The following is a 22949-nucleotide window of genomic DNA, read 5'->3' as shown; positions in this document are numbered from 1 at the left end:
ATTCGTCGACGGCTGGTCATGGTTTGTGGTCGGTGGTCGGCGGCGGTGTGCGGGTTCTTGATGTTGATGAACTTGTCGCCGGGAATGCTGATGTGGCAGCCGATTTCGTGCCTGTTGTGGTGTCGTCTTCGGCGCGGGCGTATGTGATTTATACGTCGGGGTCGACGGGTCTGCCCAAGGGTGTGGAAGTCACTCATGGTGATGTGTCGGAGTTGATGGCGGCGTGTGCGCAGGATTTCGAGTTCCGCGGCGATGATGTGTGGACGTTGTTCCATTCGTATGCGTTCGACTTCTCGGTGTGGGAGTTGTGGGGGCCGTTGCTTTCTGGTGCGCGGGTGGTGATCGTTGATCGGGACCTGGCGCGCGATATTGATGGTTTTGTCGATGTGCTTGCTGCCGAGCGGGTGTCGGTGTTGAGTCTGACGCCGTCGGCGTTCTACCAGTTGATCGATGCTCGGCGTCGTCGTGCGCCGGAGTTGGCGTTGCGGTATGTGGTGTTCGGTGGTGAGGAGCTCTCGTTCGAGCAGGTTGCGCGTTGGTTCGAGTTCTTCCCGGCCGATGCTGCGCAGTTGGTGAACATGTATGGCATCACCGAGACGACGGTGCATGTGTCGTTTAGGCCGATTGATCGGTCGGTGGTGTCGGCGGCTGATCCTTCGTTTATCGGTCGGGCGTTGTCGTCGTTGGCGATTCACATTTTGGATGACCGGTTGCGGCCGGTGCCGGCGGGTGTGGTCGGTGAGATGTATGTGGCCGGTCACCAGTTGGCGCAGAGCTATTTGGGTCGTGCTGGGTTGTCGGCGACTCGGTTTGTGGCCAACCCGTTCGCGGGTGTTGGTGGCGGTTCGCGGTTGTATCGCACCGGTGATCTGGCGCGGTGGGTTGGCGCTGATATCGAGTATTTGGGTCGTGCTGATGGTCAGGTGCAGTTGCGTGGTTTCCGTGTCGAGTACGGGGAGGTCGAGGCGGCACTGTTGACGGTGGCCGGGGTGGCTGGTGCTGCGGCGCGGATTGTTGCTGATGCCCATCGTGGTGATGTGTTGGTCGGCTATGTGGTGGCCGATGCCGATGTGGTGCTCGATGTGCAGGTGGTGCGTGAGGCCGCGGGTGCGAAGGTGCCGCGTTATATGGTGCCCGATCTGGTGACGGTGGTGGATCGGTTGCCGTTGACGGCGAATGGCAAGCTTGATCGGAAGGCGTTGCCGGAGCCTGATTTTGAGGGCAGTGGCGGTGAGTTGGTGGCTCCGGTGGGTGCAGCCGAGGAGGCTGTGGCGGCGGTGTTTGCCGAGATCCTGGGTGTGGAGCGGGTGTCGGTGACCGAGTCGTTCTTTGATGCGGGTGGTAACTCGTTGTCGGCGATGCGGGTGATCGCGCGTGCGGGTGAGGTACTCGACGCCGATCTGAGCGTGCGGGACTTCTTTGACGCGTCCACCGTGCGCGACCTGGTGACCCTTGCTGCCGGAAAGAGCCCGGCGCTGGCGCCGATCACCGCGGTCACGCCGCGCCCGGAGCGGGTGCCGCTCTCGTTCGCGCAGCAGCGACTGTGGTTCCTGAACCGGCTGAATCCGTCGAATGCGACCTACAACATCCCGATCGTGTTGCGGCTGACCGGTCGCCTGGATGAAGCAGCGATGCGTGCGGCGATCGTCGATGTCGTCGCACGGCAGGAGATCTTGCGGACAACGTTCCCCGAGATCGATGGCGAGCCGTACCAGCTGGTGCATCCGATCTCCGAGATCGAGTCGAGTGTGCCGTGGGCGACGGTGTCATCCCAGGAGGAGATTGCCGCAGCTGCCGGTCGTGGCTTCGATCTGACCAGCGAATGGCCGCTGCGCGTTCTGTTGTGGCCGGTCGCCGAGGACGAACACGTCCTCGCCGTGATCGGGCAGCACATCGCCATGGACGGCGAGTCTCTCCGACCGCTGGTGACCGAGGTCGTCACCGCGTATGTCGAACGGTCCGCGGGTCGCGCGCCGGAGTGGGAGCCACTTGCGGTGCAGTTCGCTGATTTCGCGATCTGGCAGCACGAGGTGTTGGGGTCGCCGGAGGATTCCGATTCGGTGGTGTCGGGTCAGTTGTCGTATTGGACTGAGCGGTTGGCTGGCCTGCCGGGTCTGTTGGAGTTCCCGACGGATCGGCCTCGTCCTCTGGTGGCGTCGAATCGTGGGGCGCGGGTGACGGTGACGTTGCCGGCGCAGACGGGCATGGCGTTGCGGGCTTTGGCGTCTGAGCACCGGGCGACGGCGTTCATGGTTGTTCATGCGGCGTGGGCTGCGGTGATGGGTCGGGTGTCGAATGCGGTGGATGTGGCGATTTCGACGCCGGTGGGTGGTCGTGGGTCTGCGGTGTTGGATCCGTTGGTGGGGATGTTTGTCAACACGTTGGTGTTGCGGGCTTCGGTTGATGGTGGTCAGAGTTTTGCGGAGTTGCTTGATCAGGTGAGTGCCTCGGATGTGGAGGCGTTTGCGCATGGGGATGTGCCGTTTGAGGCGGTGGTGGATGCGGTCAAGCCGGTGCGGAGCGAGGCGTTTGCGCCGTTGGCGCAGGTGGCGTTGAACTTCGATCCCGGTGCCGGTGCGGGCGAGGGTGTTTCGGTGGCGGGCCTGGAGATCGCCCCGGTCGACCCAGGTGTTGTTGCTGCCCAGTTGGACCTGTACCTGTCGGTGCTGTCCGGCGGAGAGGGCCAAGACTGGCAGCTCGAATTGACTTATGCCGCTGATCTTTTCGACGAGCCACGAGTACGTCGCCTGCTGGATGGACTGGTCGGCGTCCTGGAGTTGGTGACCGCTGATCCGTCGATGTTGATTGGTGATTTGCCGATTCTGGATGCGGATGAGCAGAGGGTTCTCGAGGGTTTTGAGCGTGGTCCGGTGGTTGGGGTGGATCAGCGTTTGGTGAGTGAGGTGATTGCTGAGCAGGTTGGGGCCACTCCGGATGCGGTGGCGTTGGTGTGTGGTGAGCGTGAGGTGTCGTATCGGGAGTTCGGTGCGCGGGTTGGGGTGTTGGCGCGGGAGTTGATTTCGGCTGGGGTGGGGCCGGAGGTGACGGTGGCGTTGTGTATGCCGCGGTCGGTGGAGATGGTGGTGGCTGTGCATGCGGTGGTGGCTGCTGGTGGGCAGTTCATGCCGATTGCGGTGGATGCGCCGGATGAGCGGGCCGGTTACATGCTCGAAGTGACCGATTCCCGGTTGTTGTTGGTGTCGGATCGGTCGGTGGGTGCCCATGTGGCGGCGTTGGCGCAGGAGCAGGGTTTGCCGGTGATCGGGGTTGATGCTTGCGGTGAGGTGGATGTGGATACGCCGGCGGTCACTGATGTGGATCGGTTGTCGCCGTTGGGTCTTGATCATCCGATGTACACGTTGTTCACGTCGGGGTCGACGGGTCGGCCGAAGGGTGTGACGACGGCGCATCGGGGTATCAACAACCGCCTGTGGTGGGGTGTGTCGGCGATGCCGATCGATGAGGCCGATCGGGTGGTGCTCAAGAGTCCGTACACCTTTGATGTGGTGTTGGCGGAGTTGTTCGCACCGTTTCTGGTGGGTGCGCGTCTGGTGATTCTGGCGCCGGATGTGCATTTGGCGCCGGTGGCGTTGGCCGATGAGTTTGAGCGGGCCGGGGTGACGACGGCGCATTTCGTGCCGTCGATGCTGTCGGTGTTCTTGGATGTGTGTGGTCGGGAACGGGTGTCGTCGTTGAGTTCGTTGCGGATCATTTCGACCACGGGTGAGGCGTTGGCGCCGTCGATGGCGGCGACGGTGCGTGAGTGGTTGCCGCAGACGCGTTTGGTGAATCTGTATGGGCCGACGGAGGCGTCGGTGGAGATTTCCGGGCAGCAGGTTGTCGAGGTGTCGGCGGCGGATGCGACTGTGCCGATCGGTTCGGTGGTGTGGAACGGGCAGGTCGCGGTGTTGGATCGGCGGTTGAAGCGGGTGCCGGTGGGTACTGCTGGTGAGTTGTATATCGGTGGGGTGCAGGTGGGTCGCGGTTATGCCGGTCGCCCGGATCTGACGGCGGATCGTTATGTGGCTGATCCGTTCGGTGAGCCGGGGGCCCGGATGTATCGCACGGGTGATCTGGTGCGGTGGAATGCCCGCGGGGAGCTGGAGTATTTGGGTCGTACCGATTTCCAGGTGAAGTTGCGGGGTCAGCGGGTTGAGTTGGGTGAGATCGAGACGGTGATCGCGTCGGTGCCGGGGGTGCGGCATGTGGCGGCGACGGTGTTGCCGAGTGCGACTGGTGATCAGTTGGTGGCGTGGGTTGCTCCGGCGGCGTCGATCGATATGGAGGCGATCGAGGCGGCGTTGGTGCATGCGGTGCCGGTGTATATGCGGCCGACGGCGTGGGTGGTGTTGGATGAGATGCCGCTCAATCCGTCGGGGAAGGTCAACCGGGGGGTGTTGCCGGCTCCGGAATTCACGCAGGCTGAGTATGTGGCGCCGGCGTCTGAGTCCGAGGAGCTTGTCGAAGCGGTGTTTGCCGAGGTGCTCGGTACTGATCGTGTATCGGTGGCGGAGTCGTTCTTTGATCTCGGTGGTAACTCACTTTCGGCCACGCGGGTGGCTGCTCGGGTGGGCCAGGTTCTCGGTGTGGCGTTGTCGGTGCGGGATGTGTTTGATGCGCCGAGTGTGCGTGAGCTTGCTGCGGTGGCGGCCACGCATGAGGCTTCACTTCCGCCGATCGCTGCGGTTTCGCATCGGCCCGAACGTATTCCGCTGTCGTTTGCTCAGCAACGCATGTGGTTCATCAACCAGCTCGACTCCGGATCTGCGGCTTACAACATCCCGGTCGTCTTGCGTCTGACGGGCGAGTTGGAGGTCTCCGCACTGCGAGCTGCGGTGGCCGATGTTGTTGTGCGGCACGAGGTGTTGCGGACGACGTTCCTGGCGGTCGATGGTGTGCCGTTCCAACTCGTTGCCTCGGTCGACGAGGTCGAGGACGGTCTGGACTGGCAGATCGTGGATTCGCAAGCTGATGTCGAGACGGCGGTGACAGCCGGCTTCGATGTGACGTCGCAGTGGCCGCTGCGGGTGCGGCTGTGGCCGGTTGGTGCCGACGAGCACGTGCTGGCCGTGGTGGTCCATCACATTGCCGCCGACGGTGAGTCGATGACTCCGCTGGTTGTCGACATGGTGACCGCATATGCGGCGCGTGTCGCCGGGCACGCGCCCGAGTTCGAGCCGCTGCCGGTGCAAATCGCTGACTTCGCGATCTGGCAGCACGAGGTACTCGGAAGTCCGCAGGATCCGGAATCGGTGGTGGGCCGACAACTGGACTACTGGACCGAGCAACTGGCAGGCGCCCCGGATGTCCTGGAATTGCCTGGTGACCGGCCGCGGCCGGCAGTAGCTTCCCAAAGCGGTGGGCGCATCTCGTTCGAGATCCCAGGCGCCGTTGCCGGGCGGGTGGTGGAACTGGCGCGTGAGTCGAGCGCGACTCCGTTCATGGTGGTGCACGCAGCCCTCGCGGCATTGCTGGCACGCATGTCCGGGACCGACGACATCTCGATCGGGACTCCGCTGGCCGGGCGTGGTCAAGATGTGCTGGATCGGCTCGTCGGTATGTTCGTCAACACCCTGGTGTTGCGGACGAAGGTGGACAGCGGTGCCTCGTTCGGCGATCTCGTCGAGGTCGTCCGCGGCGTCGATCTCGGTGCTTTCGAGCATGGGGTCGCACCCTTTGAATCCGTTGTCGACGCGGTGAATCCGGTGCGGAGCGAGGCGTTCGCACCGTTGACACAGGTGTGGCTGAGCGTGAGCCAGGCAAGCGCCGACGCAAACCTCGGCGACGACGCAGATGTCGGCGGCTTGCGTGTGGCCCCGATCGAGGACCTGTCACCTCGGGCGAATGTGGACCTGTTCGTCGCCATCGACATCCGGGACGAGGGTGAATGGTTCGGGTCGGTGGTGTACGCGACCGACCTCTTCGAGAGTGAGACTGTTGACGCCCTGCTCGGTCGGTTCGTGCGCCTGCTCGATGCACTGACCGCCGACCCGGGGGCTCTGGTTGGCAGCATTGATCTGTTGGCAGCGCAGGAGCGTGACCAACTCGTGGCGTGGTCGGGTCCCGCGGATGTGTTGGCGCTGACCGGTTCCGGTGCATCGAACCTGGCTGATCTGACAGCGTCGTCCGGTGAGCGATTCACGGATGCTCCCGCGGTGATCTTCGACGGCCGCACGGTGAGCCACGCAGATTTCGCCGGCCGGGTCAATGCGTTTGCGCGGCAGTTGATTGCGGAAGGTGCGCGACCGGGCTCGGTCGTCGCGGTGTGTGCATCCCAGTCGTTCGAGCAGGTGCTTGCGGTGCAGGCAGTCATAGCTACCGGCGCCGCCTACGTCCCGCTCGCGACAGATACCCCGATCGAACGGGCGCGCCACATCATAGAGCTTTCCGCCGCGCAGATCGTGGTCACGACCGTGGCCGATACGGATTCGGCGGTGATCGAGGCGGCCCGCGAGGAAGAACTACTCATCGTGGTTGCCGACTTCGACGCCACGTCGATCGATAATCGACCGGTCACGAACGCTGACCGGAGGTCTCCGGTTCGTCCTGACCACACCGCCTACATCATCTTCACATCTGGATCGACAGGTCTGCCCAAGGGCGTCGCGGTGTCACACGGGTCGGTTTGGGCGCTGCTGGCCTTCGACCAGCAGAATTACCGGTTCACGCCAGACGATAGGCAACTGCAGGTTCTCAGCTATACCTTCGACCCCTCGGTCCTGGAATTCTTCCGCGGCGTCGTCAGCGGTGCCGCTCTGGTGATACCCGGCGACGAGCTCCGGACGGAGCCGAAGGCGATCAGCGCCCTGGTCGAACGGCATGGGGTGACGGTGGTCACCCTGGTTCCGTCGATGCTCGCGGTGATGCTCGACGTCGTCGGCGAGGACAACGGGGACTGGGCACGTTCGTTGCGCTATGTGCCGACCGGTGGTGAGGCTTTGTCGCCGGCGCTGGCTGATCGCCTGTACCGTGCGTGGCCGAGCATGAAGCTGTACAACCAGTATGGTCCTACCGAGACCACCATCTATTCGACGATCGCGGAACTGGACGATGGTGCACCGATTATTCCGATCGGTGTGCCTGTTGCCGGAAGCTCCGCATACGTCTTGGATGCACGGCTACAGATGGTGCCGGCAGGCGTGGTGGGTGAACTCTACGTCGGAGGAGCTCAGGTTTCGCTCGGGTACGTCGGCCGCACGGATCTGACTGCCGAACGTTTTGTCGCTGATCCATTCGGACCTGCGGGTTCGCGGTTGTACCGCACCGGCGACCTGGTTCGGTGGAATTATGACGGCCGGCTCCAGTATCTGGGGCGCACCGATTTCCAGGTGAAGCTGCGTGGTCAGCGCGTCGAGCTGGGTGAGATCGAGGCGGTGCTGGCCGGCGGGCCGGGCGTGGTCAAGGCTGCGGTGACAGTTGCCTCGGCTCCGGGTGGCGGTGAGCAGTTGGTGGCGTTCGTGTCGCCGGCCACGGTGAACGTGGATGAGCTGCGTACTCATGTAACTGCGGCACTGCCGGGTTACATGGTGCCGACGGCGTGGACGCTCGTGGAAGATCTGGCTCTCAACAGCGCGGGCAAGATCGACCGGCGAGCGCTGCCCGAACCCGATTTCGGGGGAGCGCAGGCGGAGTACGTATCTCCTGTGGGTGAGCGCGAAGCCGCTGTCGCGCAGGTGTTCGCCGAGATCCTCGGTGTGGACCGGGTATCGGTGATTGAGTCGTTCTTTGATCTCGGTGGTAACTCGCTCTCGGCGATGCGAGTGGTCGCGCGTGCCGGTGAAGTGCTCGATGCCGAGTTGTCGGTGCGTGACTTCTTCGACGCCTCCACGGTTCGCTCGCTGGTGACGCTGGCTGCGGGCAAGAGTCCGGCAGCGGCGCCGATCACCGCGGTGTCCCCGCGGCCGGAGCGCATTCCGCTGTCCTTTGCGCAGCAACGCATCTGGGTTCTGAACCGGATCGACCCAGAGTCGGCAGCCTACAACGTGCCGACCGTTCTTCGGCTCACCGGCACCCTCGACGAGGTCGCGTTGCGCGCCGCATTCGTCGACGTGGTGACCCGTCACGAGGTTCTGCGCACCACCTTCCCGGAGGCTGCGGGCGGCGCACGACAGCTCATCGCAGCCGCGGAAACCGTTGCCGAGCATATCGACTGGGGCATCGTTGACTCGCTCGAGGACATCGTCGGTGCCGTCGACTCGGGATTCGACCTGACCGTGCAAACACCGGTGCGCGTGCGGCTGTGGCGCCAAGACGAGGACACTGCGGTTCTGGCGGTGATCCTGCATCACATCGCCGCCGACGGTGAGTCGACCGGGCCGCTGCTCAACGATCTGCTCAGTGCCTACGCGGCACGAGGGGACGGTCGTACACCCGAGTTCGAGCCGATGCCTGTGCAATTCGCCGACTTCGCACTGTGGCAGCATCGGACCCTGGGATCGCCCGACGATCCCGACTCGGTGGTCGGTCGCCAGCTCGACTACTGGCGGACCGCCCTGGCCGGCCTGCCGGACGTCTTGGAACTACCCGCGGACCGGCCGCGGCCGCAGGTGGCATCCAGCCGCGGCGGAATCATCGAGTTCACCGTCCCGGCGTCGGTCGCCGGCCAGACCGTCCTGACCGCGACCGCCTTCGACATGACGCCGTTCATGGTCGTCCACGCCGCACTGTCGGTGTTGCTGGCTCGACTGTCGGGCACCGACGACATCGCCGTCGCCACACCCATTGCCGGCCGCGGTCAACGCGTCCTCGATCCGGTGGTCGGCATGTTCGTCAACTCGCTGGTGCTGCGTGCTCAGGTGAATCCGGCGATGCCCTTCGCCGAACTGCTCGAACAGGTTCGCGCCGTCGACATGGACGCATACGCCCATGCGGACGTGCCGTTCGAGACCCTGGTCGACGCACTCGCACCCGAGCGTTCACAGGCCTTCGAGCCGCTGGCCCAGGTGCTGCTCTCGTTCAACCCCGCCGCTTCTCTCGAGGGAGTGTCGGTGCAGATCGAGGGGCTGGAGATCGAGGGTGTCGAGCGGCCCGAGGTGGCAGCTCAGCGCGACCTCACCATCACCCTCAGTCAGACGGCCGGCGGTGAGGGTGACTGGACCGGCACCATCACCTACGCTGCCGATCTTTTCGACGAGCGCACCGTGGTCGGCATGGCGCAGACCTTCGTGCGGTTGCTCGACGATCTCACCGCCGAACCCGACTCGGCTGTCGGTGACCCGACCCTGCTGACCGACGAGCAGCGGGCGCAGGTGCTCGCCACATCGTTCGGCGAAGCGTGTCCGGTTTCGGTAAACACCGTGCCGGCGGCCATCGCCGCCCAGGTGCAGCGCTCCCCGAAGCGGGTCGCGGTGCGCCTCGACAATCGTGAGGTCTCCTACGCGGAGTTCGCGGCCCGGGTGAGCACCCTGGCCCGCACGCTCATCGCCTCCGGCGTCGGCCCCGACGTCGCGGTCGGTGTGTGTATCGACCGCAGCATCGAGATGATGGTCGCCATTCACTCAGTGTCGGCCGCGGGTGGTCAGTACGTGCCGATCGACACGGCTGCGCCCGGCGATCGGGTGCGGTACATGCTGGAGACCGCGGCGGTGCAGACGGTGCTGGTTGCTGCCGGCTCGCTGCCGACTGCCGTTGCCGAACTACCCGACGGCGTGAGACTGCATGCCGTGGATGCCTCGGGCGAGGTAGATCTGACCGTGGCCGCTGTGACCGACGCCGAGCGTCGTGCGCCGCTGTCGGACGATCACGCCGCCTACACGCTGTTCACCTCGGGATCGACGGGACGTCCCAAGGGCGTGACGGTCTCTCATCGTGCTGTACTCAACCGGTTGGCCTGGGGCTTTGCCACCTTCGGCTGGTCCCGCGGCGACCGGATCGTTCAAAAGACCCCGTACACCTTCGATGTCTCGGTGCCGGAGATCTTCGGTCCGCTGATGTCCGGTGCCACCGTTGTGCTGGCCCGCCCGGGCGGACACGCCGATCCGGAGTATCTGATCGGTCTGTTGGAGGAGTCGGCGGCAACCTCGGTGCACTTCGTGCCCTCGATGCTGTCGGTCTTCCTCGACGTCGTCGACCCGACGCGCATCGCTGCGCTCGACAGCCTCAAGTGGGTGTTCGCCTCCGGTGAGGCGCTCCCGCCGGCGCTCGTCGCCAAGGCGCGATCGGTGCTTCCCGACGAGGTGGGAATCCACAACCTGTTCGGTCCGACCGAGGCTGCCGTGGAGGTTTCCTGGGCCGACGTGTCTGCGGCCCCCGATGTGGTGAGCATCGGTGCGCCGGTGTGGAATACCTCCACCCTCGTCCTCGATGCCCGGTTGCGTCCGGTGCCGGTGGGGGTGCCCGGCGAGCTGTACCTCGGCGGTGTCCAGGTGGCCCGCGGGTACGCGTCGCAACCGGCCCTGACCGCCGAACGATTTGTGGCCGATCCCTATGGTGAACCGGGTTCGCGCCTGTACCGCACCGGCGACCGGGTGCGCTGGAACGCGGCCGGTGAGGTGGAATACCTGGGCCGCACCGACTTCCAGGTCAAACTGCGAGGTCAGCGCATCGAGCTCGGTGAAATCGAGGCCGTCCTTGCCGGTGCGCCCGGCGTGGTCAAGGCCGCAGTGTCGGTGTCCAAGGCGCCGACCGGAGCCGATCATCTGGTGGCATTCTTGTCGCCGGGGTCGGTGGATCTCGACGCGGTCGCAACACATGTGGCTGCGGCGCTGCCGGGGTACATGGTGCCCACGGTCTGGACGGTCGTCGACGACCTCGCGCTCAACAGTGCGGGCAAGATCGATCGTCGTGCTCTGCCCGATCCCGATTTCGGCTCCCTCGGAACGCACTACGAAGCGCCGGTGGGTGAGCTCGAAGAGCAGCTCGCCGTCACCGTGGCAGCCCTGCTGGGCCTGCCGAAGGTCTCGGTGACCGAGTCTTTCTTCGCTCTCGGCGGCGACTCGATCATGTCCATCCAGCTCGCCTCGGCGATGCGCGCGGCCGGTCATGCGTTGAGTCCCAGGCAGATCTTCGAGCACCGCACGGTGCGTGCGATTGCCGCCGCCCTGGGTGATGCGCATACTGCGCTGCCCGAGCTCGCCGAGCTCCCCGGCGGTGCGGTCGGTCAGGTCGAGCTCTCCCCGGTGGTGTCCTGGATGCTCGAATACTCGGACACTGCAAGCGATTTCGCGGACTATTCGCAGTCGATGGTGCTCGCGGCGCCAGCTGCCCTGACGGCCGGCGATCTCGCCGAAGTTCTGGACGTGGTGGTGACGGCACATCCGATGCTGCGCGCCACCCTGTCGGCCGAGGGCACCGGTGAGTACAGGATGTATGCCGGCGGTGAGTTCGATGCCGCCGCGGCGATCTCGGTCCACGAGTCCTCGGCAATGGTTGGCACAGCCGAATTCGACGGCGACCTCGCCGCCGCCCACGCGGTGGCTGCGGGCCGTCTCGATCCGGCCAGGGGTGCGCTCGTGCAGACCGCGCTGGTCACCGATGCCAACGGTGTCGGCCGGATCGTGGTGGTGATCCACCACCTCGGCGTCGATGCGGTGTCCTGGCAGATCCTCGTCGAGGACCTGATCACCGTGTGGGCCCAGCGGTCCGCCGGACATCGGCTGCATGTGCGTGCGACGACCGCCTCGCAGCGTGCGTGGAACCACGAGCTGGTCGAACGGGTAGGGGACTTCCGCGACGAAGTCGCGTTTTGGTCGGCACGAGTTCGGCCCCAGCCAACCGATCTCGGTGCGCAACTCGACCGGGACCGCGACCGCATGCGCACCGCACGCAGTCGCGGCAACCTCGTGGATCCGGTGGTGACCGAACAGATTCTCACCACCGTGCCGGAAGCTTTCGGCGGCAACGTGAACGACGTGCTTCTCGCCGGTCTGGCCCGGGCGGTGCGCTCCTGGCAGCAGGACCGCGGCATCGACGACGACGCACCGGTCTCGGTGCTCCTCGAAGGACACGGACGCTACGAAGAGGTTCTCGAGCAGGGGCCGACGCCGGTTCGCGCCGATCTGTCCCGTTCGGTAGGGTGGTTCACGACGATCACGCCGATGAATCTCGACCCGGCCGACGATGCTGTGCACGCGGTCAAGGCCGCGAAGGAAGAGCGTCTCGCGCAGCCGACCTCGGGCCTCGGTTTCGGATGGCTGCGTTATCGGGGAGACACCGAACTCTCGGACCGACCGTTGCCGTCGATCGTGTTCAACTACTTCGGTGCGGGCGGGGCCGGGGAGTCCGAGACCGGCGCGGCGTCGCTGCCGTTCGGACCGGCCGGTGGACCGGGCCTCGGGGCGTCGCCCAACGGTGGCATGGCGATACAGGCACTGCTGACCGCGACCGTCAGCGGAGTGCTGATCGACGGTCGTCGTCAACTGTCGACGTCGGTCACGTTCGGCGAGAACGTATTCGACGATGCTGCTATCGACGACCTGCTGATGCGGTGGGCACGAGAGCTGACGGTGATCGCGGGAATCGGCACAGAGGTGGGCCTCTCGCCGTCCGACGTGCCCGGCGTCGACCTGCGTCAGGTCGATCTCGACCGGCTTGCGCAGCAGTATCCGGGCGCGGCGATCTGGCCGTTGTCACCGCTACAGGGCGGGTTGTACTTCCAGTCGCAGCTGGCCGCCGGTCTCGACGACGCGGTGGATGTCTACATCACGCAGGTGCAGGTTGCCCTCGGCGCCGACGTCGACGTCGAACGCCTGCACGAGGCGGGTCAGCGGTTGCTGAGCCATCACGAGGTGCTGCGTTCGGGTTTTGTGGCGACCGAGAACGGTGCGATCGTGACGGTGGTGCCGGCGACGGTTTGCCTGCCGTGGTCGGTGATCGATCTCGGCGATGTCGATGACGAGACCGCTGCGGCGCGGCTGGCCGAGATCGCGCAGGGGGAGCGGTTGACGCCGTTCGATCTCGCGGTGCCGCCGCTGCTGCGGTTCGTGTTGGTGCGTCAGGCCGCCTCTGCGACGCTGGTGGTGACCAATCACCACATCATCTTGGATGGTTGGTCGGGTCCGCTGATGCTGGCCGATCTGATGGCCATCTACGCCACGGGTGAGCCGTACACTCCGCGCGCCGATTTCGCGGCGTATCTTCGTCGGATTGCCGGTGTCGACAGGGAGGCGGGGCTGGCGGTCTGGGGTGAGGTGCTCTCGCCCGTGTCGGAGCCGAGTCTGGTGGCAGCGGCTCATGGTGGGGCGATCGAGGTGCTCTCGCGTGACGAGTCGCTGCTTCTCGATGCCGAGCTGACCGCCGAATTGCAAGCGGTTGCACGCTCGCTGGGTGTCACGGTTGCGACGGTGAGTCAGTTCGTGTGGGCTGTGCTGATCTCCCGGCTGACCGGTAACCGGGTCGTGGCCTTTGGCGAGACGGTGTCGGGTCGACCGGCTGATCTCGACGGCGTCGAGGCGATGGTGGGTCTGTTCATCAACACTCTGCCGGTGGTTGTCGATGTTGATCCGGACGCGACGGTGGGTCAGGTCCTGCGCGGGTTGCAGGCCGACAAGGTGAGGGTGCTCGATCATCAGCACCTCACATTGCCGGAAATCCTTTCGGGCACCGGGAATCCGATGTTGTTCGACACGTTGACCGTGCACGAGTCCTACCCGGTGGACGCCGATTCGTTTGCACAGGCCGACACCGCAGCGCTCGGCCTGGACGTCCGCGGCGTCGACGGCGACGACTTCACCCACTATCCGCTCAACCTGGGTACCTCACTGGCCGGTGACCGGCTGAGCGTGAAGATCAAGTACCTGCCAGAGGTCTTCGACCAGGCGCAGGTGCAGGTGTTCTTGTCGGTGATCCTGCAGGTCCTGCAGCAGGTTGCGGCATCCGCCGACCGCCGTATCGGCGAACTCGAGCTCTTCGACGACGCGACCGCCGCCGACGTCCGGCGCTGGTCGGTACCACCGGTGCCCGTGCCGGGCCCGGCGACTGCGGCCGATCTGCTGATCGATCGGGCCTCGGAGACACCCCACTCGACGGCACTGATCCTGGGTGAGCGAGAGGTCAGCTACCGCGAACTCGGCGCGCGCACGGCACTGCTGGCCCGCGAACTCATCGCGGCCGGCGTGGGCCCGGACGTGGCCGTGGCGCTCGCGATGCCCAGGTCGGTGGAGATGCTGGTCGCGATCCACGCTGTGCTCGCCGCCGGCGGACAGTACGTACCGATCGAGGTGGCGGTACCCGGCGAACGCGCCGAGTACATGCTGAGAATGTCCGGAGCGGTGGCGCTGCTGGTGTCGGCGGACTCGTCGGCGACGGCCGTCGCCGACACGGCCCGTGCGCAGGATCTGCCGGTGATCCTGGTGTCGGCGGACCGGCCGCTCGACACCGATGCCGTGCCCGCTCTCGACCCGGCGGAACGACTCTCGCCGGTGCACGGCGAGAATGCTGCCTACACGATCTTCACCTCAGGATCGACGGGCCGGCCCAAGGGCGTCACGGTGCCGCACCGGGCGCTGATGGCCGAGGTGATGGCTGACGTGGCGTATTACTCGTTCCACGCGGACGACGTCTTCTTGCAGGTGCTGGAGTACACCTTCGATCCGTCGGTGCTCGAATTCATCCGCCCGCCGATGTGCGGCGGCTCGCTGGTGCTGCTGGAACCGGGCACTCACCGCGATCCCTTCGTCATCCGGGACACGGTCGCCCGCCGCGGCGTCACCTCGGCGATCATCGTGCCGTCGATGCTCGCGGTCATGGCTGAGGTGCTCGCCGAGGAAGACCCCGCATGGAGTGACTCCATCCGGCATCTGCACACCGGCGGCGAGGCGCTGCCGCCGGCGGTGGCCGAGGCGGTCACCAGGCTCTGGCCGGGTCTGACCCTGCACAACCAGTACGGCCCCACCGAGACCACGATCTTCGCCACCGTCCAGACCTACGACCCGGAGGGCCGCGGTGTGACCATCGGCCGTCCGATCGACGGCGCCGAAGGGTACGTGCTCGACTCCCGGTTGCGGTTGCTGCCGCCCGGAATGCCCGGCGAGCTGTACGTCGGCGGTCTCCAGGTTGCCCGCGGCTACTCCCGCCAGTCGGCACTGACGGCCGAGCGCTTCGTCGCCGATCCATACGGACCGGCGGGGTCACGGTTGTACCGCACAGGAGACCTGGTCCGGTGGACCACTCGCGGTGAGATCGAGTACCTGGGCCGCACCGACTTCCAGGTCAAGCTCCGCGGCCAGCGCCTCGAACTCGGGGAAGTGGAGGCGGTGCTGACCCGAGCGCCCAGTGTGGTGCACGCCGCCGCGCGCGTGGTGTCCTCACCGGCCGGGGTCGAGCACCTGGCCGCCTACCTCGCGCCGGCCCCGATCGACGTGGAGGCGGTCAAGATCGTCGCCGCCGAATCGCTACCGGGCTTCATGGTGCCCACCGTGTGGACCGTGCTCGACGACATAGCGCTGAACACGGCCGGCAAGATCGACCGGCAGGCGCTGCCGGCGCCGGACTTCACCGGCAGCGAAGCCGACTACGTGGCACCGGAAGGAGACCGCGAGGTCACCATGGCGGCGCTGTTCGCCGAGTTGCTCGGCGTGGAGCGGGTCTCGGCCACCGAGAGCTTCTTCGACCTGGGCGGCAACTCGCTGTCGGCGATGCGGCTGGCTGCGCGTGCCGCTGCGGCGATGGAAACCGACATCGGCGTGCGGGACGTGTTCCTGGCGCCGTCGGTACGGTCCCTGGTCGAGCTCGTCGGTGATCGGGGTGCCGGACTCGAGCGCGTCACCGCGGCTCGACCGCGGCCCGACCGGCTTCCGCTCTCGTTCGCGCAGCAGCGCATGTGGTTCATCAACCAGTTCGACGCGGTCTCACCTGCCTACAACATTCCGGCGGTGCTGCGTCTGCACGGCCGGCTCGACGTGGACGCGTTGCGCGCAGCCGTCGTGGACGTGGTCATCCGGCACGAGGTGCTGCGCACCGTCTTCCCGGCGGTCGACGGTGAGGCCGTCGCCGTGATCGCCCCGGCCGACGCCGTGGAGACACGTCTGGACTGGCGCCTCGTGGACAGTGACGACGCCGTGATCGACGCGGTGCAGACCGGTTTCGACGTGACGACGGACTGGCCGCTGCGCGTGCGGCTGTGGCCGGTCGCTGACGACGAATACGTGCTGGCCGTCGTCACGCATCACATCGCGTCCGACGGCGAATCCTTGCGGCCGTTGGTCACCGATCTCGTCCAGGCGTATTCGGCGCGCGCCGCCGGGGCCGCACCGGAGTTCGCACCGCTGGCGGTGCAGTTCGCCGACTACGCGCTGTGGCAGCATCGTGTCCTCGGTGCCGCCGACGATGCGTCGTCGGTCCTCGGTGGTCAGCTCCGCTACTGGGCCGAGCGCCTGGCCGGACTGCCCGAGGTGTCGGCGTTGCCGACCGACCGTCCACGTCCGCCGGTGGCCTCGCAGCGTGGGGCCCGGACCTCGTTCACAGTGCCGTCCGCACTGGTCGACGCGGTGCACCAGCTGGCAGCCGCACACTCGGTGACCCCGTTCATGGTCTTCCACGCGGCGCTGGCCGCAGTCCTCGCCCGGCTCTCGGGCAGCGACGACATCGCGGTCGGAACCTCCGTCGCAGGCCGGGGACAGGCCGAACTCGACCCGCTGGTGGGCATGTTCGTCAACACCTTGGTGTTGCGCACCAGGGTGGACGGGGACGAGTCCTTCGTCGACCTGCTCGGCGAGGTCCGTGCCACCGACCTGGACGCTTTCGCCAACGCCGACCTCCCGTTCGAGGTCCTCGTGGACACCGTCAACCCGGTGCGCTCGGAGGCTTTCGCACCGCTGACGCAGGTGCTGGTCTTCTTCAACGAGCGCACCGCCGGCGCCGCGCTGACTCCGGTGCTCGGGGATCTGAGCGTGGAACCGTTGCCGGCGCCGACCGGAACCGCTCGGGTGGACCTGACCTTCGAGGTTTCCGTCGGGTCACACGACGAACCGTGGGAGGTCTCCGTCGAGTACGCGACGGATCTGTTCGACGGGAGTTCGGTGGACACCCTCGGCGCCCGACTGGTCACCATCCTGCACGCCGTCACCGTCCAGCCGAGCCTGCCGGTCGGTGACATCGACCTGCGGTTGGCGACTGACGTCGCCGCGGATGACGACGAGACGGGCCCGCTGGTGGCGATCGCCGAGCGCACCGTTGCTGACGCGGTTGCCGCCCAGGTGGCCCGCACACCGCGGGCTGTGGCGCTGCGCTACGAGGGCCGTGAGGTGACGTACGGGGAGTTCGGTGCTCGGGTGAACACCCTGGCACGACAGCTGATCGCCGCCGGGGTGGGCCCCGAGGTGGCGGTCGCGGTCTGGATCGACCGATCGGTCGAGATGATGGTCGGCATCCATGCAGTCGTCGCGGCGGGCGGGCAGTACGTGCCCATCGACACGACGGCACCGACCGACCGTGTGGAGTACATGATCGACACCGCCGATGTGCGGGTTGTGCTCGTCGCCGCGGGCGAGGTGCCGGCCGGGATCGGCGGGGTGCCGGTCGTGGAGGTGGATGCTTCGGCGGACATCGGGGAGCATGCCGCACCGGTGACCGACGCGGAGCGACTCGCGCCGCTACGCGTCGAACATGCCATCTACACCTTGTTCACCTCGGGTTCGACCGGCCGCCCCAAGGGTGTCACGCTGACCCACGAGGCCGTCGTCAATCGCCTGGACTGGGGTCTGGACGAGTTGCCGATCGATCACACCGACGCGGTACTGCAGAAGACCCCGTACACCTTCGACTGTTCGGTGCCCGAGCTGTTCGCGCCGCTGATGGTGGGTGCCCAGCTGGTGGTGCTCAAGGCCGGTGGCCATGTGGATCCGCTGTATGTCGCCGACGTCATCGAGTCCTCGCGAGCCACGATGGTGCATTTCGTGCCGTCGATGCTGTCGGTGTTCTGCGAGCTCGTGGGCCGGGAGCGGATCGCGGCGATGTCGTCGGTGCGGATCATCTCGACGACCGGTGAGGCGCTGCCGCCGGCGGTGGCCACCGACCTGCGGCGAGCCCTGCCCGGCATCTTGTTCTACAACCTCTATGGACCCACCGAGGCCGCCGTGGAGATCACCTACGAGCGGATCGAGGAGGTCGATCCGGCTGCCGCCTCGGTCGCGATCGGGTTGCCGGTGTGGAACAGCTCGGCCCTGGTGCTCGACCGTCGTTTGCACCGGGTCCCCGACGGGGTGGCCGGCGAACTCTACCTGGGTGGCGTGCAGCTGGCTCGCGGTTACGCGGCGCGCGCCGACCTGACCGCCGAACGCTTCGTCGCCGATCCGTACGGGCCGGCCGGAGCACGGCTCTACCGGACCGGAGATCTGGTACGTCGCCTCGGTGGCCGTCTGGAGTATCTCGGCCGCACCGACTTCCAGGTGAAGCTGCGCGGTCAGCGCATCGAACTCGGTGAGATCGAATCGGTGCTCGCCGCCGCGCCCGGTGTGGTGCACGCGGCCGCCACCGTCGTCGAGGGCCCTGGCGGGTCACAGCACCTGGTCGGCTATCTGGCCGGTGGGCGTACCGCCCTTGATCTGGACGCCGTGATGGCGGCCGCGGGTCAGGCGTTGCCGGGTTACATGGTGCCCACGGTGTGGACGGTGCTCGACGACATCGCCCTCAACTCGGCGGGCAAACTCGACCGCAAGGCCCTACCGGCGCCGGATTTCTCTTCGGTCACCGCCGAGTACGTGGCACCTCAGACCCCGCCCGAGGAGGCCCTGGCCGAGGTCTTCGCCGACATCCTCGGCGTCGAGCAGGTCGGTGTCACCGAGTCGTTCTTCGATCTGGGCGGCAATTCGCTCTCGGCGATGCGGCTCGCCGCACGCGCCGGCGAGGCCCTGGGAGTGGACGTGACGGTGCGGGACGTCTTCGACGCCCCGACCATCCGAGGGCTGGCGGCCGTGGCGGCGAACCGAGAGGCGTTGCTCCCGCCGATCGTCGCCGCCCGACCGCGGCCTGCGACCATCCCCCTCTCGTTCGCGCAACAGCGGATGTGGTTCATCAACCGCTTCGATGCGACCTCGGCCGCCTACAACCTGCCGGCGGTCCTGCGCCTGTCCGGCGGGCTGGATGTGAACGCCTTGCGCGCGGCGTTCGTCGACCTGGTCCGACGTCACGAGATCCTGCGGACGACGTTCCCTCTCGTCGACGGCGAGCCGGTACAGATCGTCGCCGACGCGGATCGGGTCGAGGACGACCTCGATTGGGCCGAGGTCGACTCGCAGCAAGCCATCGAAGCCGCGGTCTCCGGCGGCTTCGTCCTCGCCGAGGAATGGCCGCTCCGGGTCCGGCTGTGGCCCGTCGCGACCGGCGAAGCGGTGCTCGCTGTGGTGGTCCATCACATCGCCGCCGACGGGGAGTCGCTCGATGTGCTGCTGACGGACCTGGTCACCGCGTACGCCGCCCGATCTGCCGGTGCCGCTCCGCGCTACCGGCCGCTGCCGCTGCAGTTCGCCGACTACGCGATCTGGCAGCACCGGGCGCTCGGCGCTCCGGACGACCCGCAGTCGGTGGTCGGGGCTCAACTGGCTTACTGGCGCGAACACCTCGCCGGACTGCCGGATGTTCTGGAGCTGCCCAGCGACCGGCCGCGACCGGCCGTCGCCTCGGAGGCGGGCGCACAGGTGCGTTTCGAGATCGACGCCGACCTGGCCGAGCGGATCGCCCAGCGGGCCGCGAGTTCGGGTACCACTCCGTTCATGGTGGTCCACGCCGCCCTCGCGGTGCTGCTGTACCGGCTGGCCGGCACCGACGATGTGGCGATCGGCACCCCGGTGGCCGGCCGCGGGCAGGAGGCGATCGATCCGCTGATCGGCATGTTCGTCAACACTCTGGTGCTGCGCACGGCGGTGCGGGCAGACGAGACCTTCGACGACCTGCTCGCGCGGGTACGCGAGGTGGATCTGACCGCCTTCACGCACAGCTCAACGCCTTTCGAGGCGGTCGTCGATGCGGTGAATCCGGTTCGCTCGCAGGCATTTGCGCCGCTGGTGCAGGTCTGGCTCTCGGTTCGTCAGCACGGTGGGGCGACCGGTCGCGACGCAGTGCCGGTGGTCGGTGATCTGCGGGTCGAGTTGCTCGGCGAGGAACATCAGCCGATCGAGGTGGACCTGGTGGTCGATCTGACGGTCGCCGCTCCGGGGGAGTCCTGGCAGGGCACGGTCCGCTATGCCGTCGACCTGTTCGAGGCATCGACGGTCGAGACGATGATGGACCGACTGCAGGTGCTGCTCGCCGCCTCGGTCGACGAGCCGCGCGCTCTCGTCGGTGACGTGTCCTGGCTACCGGAGGTCGAGAGATGCCGGATCGAGGACTGGTCGCACGGCCTGGCGTTGACGGAGGCGCCGAACGAACAGACCCTGGCCGATCTGGTCCGCAGGCGGGTGGCTGCGGCGCCGGAGGCGACAGCCGTGCTCACCTCACACGGCGAACTGAGTTACGCCGGATTCGATCGGGCGATCGCTGCGGTGTCAGATCAATTGGTCGCGCTCGGTGTCGGCACCGACGTCCCGGTCGCGATCGCGCTGCCGCGTTCGGCGGCTCTGGTGACAGCGGTGCACGCCACGGTCGTCGCCGGCGGCCAATTCGTCCCGGTGGATCCGCAGGCCCCCCTCGACCGGCTCAGCTATGTGCTCACCACAGCCGGGGTTCAGGTGATGGTGGTGGACGGCTCGCGGCCGGAACTGCGGGCGCTGGCCGCGGAACTGGGAGTGGAAGTGCGCGAGCTTTCGGAGGACGAGGTGTTCGCCGCGGCACGATCCACCGGCCCGGGTCTGGCGGTTTCCTCGGCGGCCGGACCGGGATGTGCCGATGCTGCCGCTTACACGCTGTTCACCTCGGGCTCCACCGGGCAGCCGAAGGGTGTCACCGTCTCCCATCGATCGGTTGTGACACAGCTGCGGCATGACGCGGTGGTGCACGGATACACCTCGCGAGACGTGTACGCGCAGGTGGTCTCGTCCACCTTCGATCCGTCGGTACTCGAGTTCTACCGGCCGATCGTGTCCGGCGGAGTGCTCCTCATGCTCGATGAGAACGTCTACCGCGACCCGCGGGCGCTGGCCGACGAACTCGGTCGGCGTGGGGTGACCTCGGCGATCATCGTGCCGTCCATGCTTTCGACGATGCTCGACGTGCTCAGCGACGCGGAGCTCGCCGAGATGGCCTCCATGCGGGCGCTCGACGTCGGCGGCGAAGCGTTCCCCGCGCCGCTGGTCGACCGCATTCTGCGACTGTGGCCGGATTCGGCGCCGCACAACTTGTACGGACCGACCGAGTCGGCGATCGTCGCGAGCTACAAGCCGGTCGAAGCCGGTAAGCCGGTGACCATCGGCCGACCGGTGTCTCATCTGACCACCTGGGTGCTCGACGCGCGTCTGCGGCCGGTGCCGCCGGGTGTTCCCGGTGAGCTGTACCTCGGTGGGGTTCAGCTGGCCCGGGGCTATGTGTCCCGGCCGGATCTGACTGCCGAGCGCTTCGTCGCCGATCCGTTCAGCTCGGGTGGCCGTCTCTACCGCACCGGCGATCTGGTGCGGTGGACCACCGACGGTGAGATCGACTATCTGGGCCGCACCGACTTCCAGGTCAAGCTGCGTGGTCAGCGCATCGAACTCGGCGAGATCGAGGCGGCCATCACTCGGGCCCCTGGTGTGGTCAGCTCGGCGGTGACCCTGGCGACGGGTCCAGGAGGCGCGCAGTACCTGGCCGCCTATCTGACGCCGGACTCGGTGGACGTGCCGGCCGTACAGGCGGCGGTGGCCGGGGAACTGGCCTCCTACATGGTGCCGTCGGTCTGGATGACGTTGTCGGAGATGCCACTGAACACTGCTCGCAAGATCGACCGGGCCGCGCTGCCGGCACCGGACCCGCTGGCGACCGGTGTCGAGTATTCCGCTCCTGAGGGTGTGCGCGAGACCGTGATCGCCCGCGCCTTCGCCGATGTTCTCGGGGTGGCCGAGGTGTCGGCGACGGCGTCGTTCTTCGCGCTGGGCGGCAACTCGCTGTCCGCGGTGCGGATCGTCGAGCGGCTGCGTCGCGAGCTGGGGACCGAACTGGATCTGGCGGCGCTGTTCGCGGATCCGACGGTCCGCGGGCTCGCCGAACACCTCACCGCCGAGACGGAGGCAGCCAACGGGGTGCTGCTGACCCTGCGGGCGCAGGGGACCCGGCCGCCCTTGTTCTGCGTGCACCCGGCCGGCGGTCTTGCCTGGTTCTACGGGGGCTTCGCCCCATACCTGCCGGATCGACCGATCTACGGTCTGCAGGATCCGCACGTCACCGTCGGCGAAGAGGTTCGCAGGGATGTCGGTGAACTGGCCGAGCGTTATCTCGAAGAGATCCGTCGGGTGCAGCCGGACGGTCCGTACCACCTCCTGGGCTGGTCGGTGGGCGGCATCATCGCGCAGGCGATGGCCACCCGGTTGCAGGCCTCGGGTGCGCAGGTGGCCTATCTGGGCATCATGGATGCCGCACCGGTGCCACCGGACGACGTCGGGGCGCAGGCTCCGTCGTCGGAGGCCGGCGACCACATCGAGGTCGACGGGGCGGATGCCGACGGAGCCGATGTCGACGAGGCGGGCGGCGACGTCGTCGCCGATCTGCTCGGCGGCTGGCGTGAACTGTTCGACCTGGGTGATGATCTGCAGGCGTCGACGCCGGAGGAAGTGGTCGCGGTGGTCCGCGAGCAGATCGCCGGCATGGGTCTGTTCACCGCCGACCAGGTGGAGCGGATCATGGAGAGCTTCGCCTCGGCCGAGGATGTGGTGATCGGTCACCGGCCGGATCGCTTCGACGGCGACGTGCAGGTCTTCGTGGCTACCGCCGACAAGGACGAGCCGGAGCTGGTCGCCGAGGCGTGGGCGCCGTACGTGACCGGCACGGTGTCGACGACTCGAGTGGACACGCACCATCTAGGCATGGCGAATCCGGAGGCGCTGGCCGTGATCGGCCCGGTGCTGTTCGATACGCTCGACGAAGGATTCGCCGGGCGGTCACACGACTGA

Annotated in this window: 1 protein-coding gene (cut by a window edge); it reads left to right on the top strand. The window is 67.0% G+C overall.

The window, feature by feature from the left end; all coding sequences use genetic code 11:
* Positions 1-22949, top strand: the 3' portion of a protein-coding gene (locus LEL84_RS09075) for a non-ribosomal peptide synthase/polyketide synthase (protein ID WP_226513850.1). It extends 17827 nt beyond the left edge of the window; only the last 22949 of its 40776 coding nucleotides appear in the window; its start codon lies beyond the left edge, outside the window; the stop codon is at positions 22947-22949.

The organism is Gordonia sp. WA4-43, assembly GCF_020520305.1.
GTDB lineage: Bacteria > Actinomycetota > Actinomycetes > Mycobacteriales > Mycobacteriaceae > Gordonia > Gordonia hongkongensis.
The sequence above is the reverse complement of the archived record's forward strand: the minus strand, read 5'-3'. Positions and strand labels throughout refer to the sequence as shown.